The organism is Deinococcus marmoris, assembly GCF_001949125.1.
Taxonomy (GTDB): domain Bacteria; phylum Deinococcota; class Deinococci; order Deinococcales; family Deinococcaceae; genus Deinococcus; species Deinococcus marmoris_A.
In genome coordinates, this window is sequence record NZ_MSTI01000112.1 from 1 (window position 1) to 2617 (window position 2617).

Genomic DNA, 2617 nt, shown 5'->3' on the forward strand with positions numbered 1-2617 from the left:
AGGGAAACGCCGCTGGCGAATCGAAGCCTTTTTCAAAACGGTTAAGGGCCGCTTCGGACTTGAACGCTTTGCCCAGCACAGCAAGCAGGGTGTCCTGCGCTGGTGGTGCCTCTCCGGCTTGGCCTTCCTGCTCTGTCATCTCCAGGACCTTGACCTCCCTCTTCGCCTGCCGGGCATATGGCCGGACTGGGGCGACCTGGCGAGAACCGTGAGGTTCTCGTTCGTCCCCGACGTGCATCGTCGTGCGCTTCAATTGGAGCTAGACGCGCTTGATGCCTTCCAGCACGCATCCCCTGCTCTCATTCTCTAAACTGCAAGATGTCAGTTAAGCTTTCTCGTCTCACTCCTCCCCGCTGGAAAGCTCATCTTCAGCCTGGACCGCACCAACTGGGAACACGGCAACACTCCACTCAACCTGCTGGTCTTGGGGGTGGTGCTGGAGGGATTCACGCTGCCGCTCGTGTGGGTGGCACTTGATCATGGGGGATGCAGCAACTCGGCCACCCGCGAGCGACTGGTGGCGAGGCTGCTTGGGAGCCTTCCAGCCCGGCGCTGGAAGGCCCTGGTGGCTGACCGGGAGTTTGTCGGGCGTCAGTGGTTCACCTTTCTGCGCAAACGGAAGATCCGCCGCGTGATTCGCATCCGGGCTGATCGCGTGGTGGACGAATTGCGCGTCGATCAGTGGTTTGGGGATATCCAGATCGGGAAGATGCGCTGCCTGTTTGAGAAGGGCTGGGTCTACGGCTGCGTGATGCAGGTGGTCGCCACCCGCGCAGCGGATGGCGACCTCGTGGTTCTCGCGACTGATTTGGATGTCTGGGACACCTGGGCGGTCTACCGACTGCGCTGGAGCATCGAGTGTACGTTCAGTAGCATGAAGTCGCGTGGTTTTGATCTGGAACGGTCAGCGATGACAATCGCTGACCGATTGGAGCGACTTTTTGGACTGGTCACGCTGGCCTGGGTGTGCTGTCTGCGGGTGGGCGTCTGGATGAATGCGTCCAAACCAATCGCAGTCAAAGCGCATGGTCGTCGCGCAGTCAGCGTGGTCCAGTATGGCTGGCAATATCTGGCGAGAGCGCTGAGATGGGATCACCCACAGGCCGAAATATACTTCGGCCTCTTAAATCAACCTTTCTCCGCACCCAGCGCCACTTAAACGCAAGTTGTCCGGTACTGAACCCATCCCCATCCTGAAGCATGGTCGAAAGGCGGTAAGTCTGGTGCGGCACGGTGCTCAGCATCTCGTGGATGCCCTCCGTTGGAAACCCGAACGATTCGTGGCTTTCCTGGATCTGTTAACCCGTTCTTTTTGCCCGCCAGAAGAGGCTGGAAGCGAAGTTGTCACCTACTGAGAAGACGGACGTTTAAGCCGTGCCCCCGTGATTGCCAGGACGCTTTCCCCCGTCGGGTCCACGTACTTACGCGCTGTCAGCTCCCGGATTCCTGCTGACGTCTGGTACCGCAACTGCGGCTGCGACTCATTTGCCACCTGCACGATGACCTCGGCCACCTGCTCAGCCGTCTGTCCAGCAGCGTACACCGCGTCCATACCGCCCATATATGCCGCGAGCATCGAGTCATAAGGCCCAGCATTCTCTGCTTCCGAGCGCCCGACGTTGGTCACGAACTCCGTGCGAACCGCTCCTGGCTCGATCAGCGACACATGAACTCCGAACAGCCGCATCACCGGGGCCAGACTTTCCATCATGCCTTCCACCGCGAACTTAGCTGCGCAATATGCGTCGTTGAACGGTTGCCCAATCAGGCCGCCGATGCTGCTCAGGGTGATGATGCGTCCCGATCCAGCCTCCCGCATGGCGGGCAGGGCGGCCTGGGTGACCTGCCAGGTGCCAAAGAAGTTGACGTCCATGACCCGGCGTGCGTCCTCCACCGAGGTCTGCTCAATGGTCCCCACGAACCCAGCCCCGGCGTTGTTGACCAGAATGTCGAGCTGGCCATGGCGTTCCAGAATGGTGGCGATGACCTGCTCGATGCTGGCGCGATCCTGCACGTCCAGGGGGAGAATGTCGATGGTGAGGTTCTCTAGAGCAGTGGCCTGTCGGAGTGGGTCAGCTTTGTCAGTGTCGCGCATGGTGGCGTAGACGTGGGCACCCTGGCGGGCGAACGCGAGGGCGGCGGCGAGGCCGATGCCCGAGGAGGTGCCGGTGATCAGGACGGTGGTCATGGCTTCACCCTACGCCGTGGCGGACGCTTCAGATCGGCAATGCCGAAACAGCAGCTGTGCGCCTCAGAACCAGCTATCGCATCAAGAGTTTCCAGTCAAAGCCTGAGTGCCGTCGGCAACGCAGAGCGCAGCGACAGAACTTGAAAAAGTACGGTCACTGCGCTCTTTTGGCGAGATGTCTACGTTTCGTCCGTCTAGCATAGCCTTTGCCTTCATCACGGGTCTGTTGAGCCGCACCTGTGCGGCTCAGGAAGTCGCTGCCCTGACGCCGCTCTGTCCCAGTCAGGTGAGTGCCGCGCTGAGTCAACGCACCTTCTGGAGTGACACCGATCTGGCCGAATGGGCGAAATCGGCACCAGAAGGTGCGTATCTGGCCTTTGACTTCACTGTCATCGCACATCACGGTACAGAAATGCAAGGTCTAGACAT

Annotated in this window: 3 protein-coding genes and 1 pseudogene; 3 read left to right on the top strand and 1 reads right to left on the bottom strand. The window is 60.2% G+C overall.

The genetic code is table 11. The annotated features are described in order from the left end of the window. Positions 1-364: 364 nt before the first annotated feature. Both BOO71_RS16520 and BOO71_RS29340 read left to right on the top strand, forming a co-directional pair. Positions 365-1159: a transposase gene (locus BOO71_RS16520; RefSeq protein ID WP_083653528.1), complete on the top strand. Its 795-nt coding sequence runs from the start codon at positions 365-367 to the stop codon at positions 1157-1159. Between the two features lie 16 nt (positions 1160-1175). Then, positions 1176-1355: pseudogene (locus BOO71_RS29340) on the top strand (IS4 family transposase); the annotation flags it as partial. Here the strand turns inward: BOO71_RS29340 and BOO71_RS16530 are convergent. Further along, on the bottom strand, positions 1349-2188 hold the full coding sequence (locus tag BOO71_RS16530; RefSeq protein WP_075834173.1) for an SDR family oxidoreductase: 840 nt from the start codon (positions 2186-2188) through the stop codon (positions 1349-1351). The pseudogene BOO71_RS29340 and the gene BOO71_RS16530 overlap by 7 nt on opposite strands. A gap of 175 nt (positions 2189-2363) precedes the next feature. Between BOO71_RS16530 and BOO71_RS28430 the strand changes: the two genes are divergently transcribed. Continuing rightward, positions 2364-2617: hypothetical protein (locus BOO71_RS28430; protein ID WP_217694906.1), on the top strand; the 254-nt coding region annotated here is incomplete at its 3' end.

Excerpts from the sequence above, each read along its gene's own strand:
- BOO71_RS16530 (WP_075834173.1), bottom strand. The coding sequence starts at position 2,188 with ATGACCACCGTCCTGATCACCGGCACCTCCTCGGGCATCGGCCTCGCC.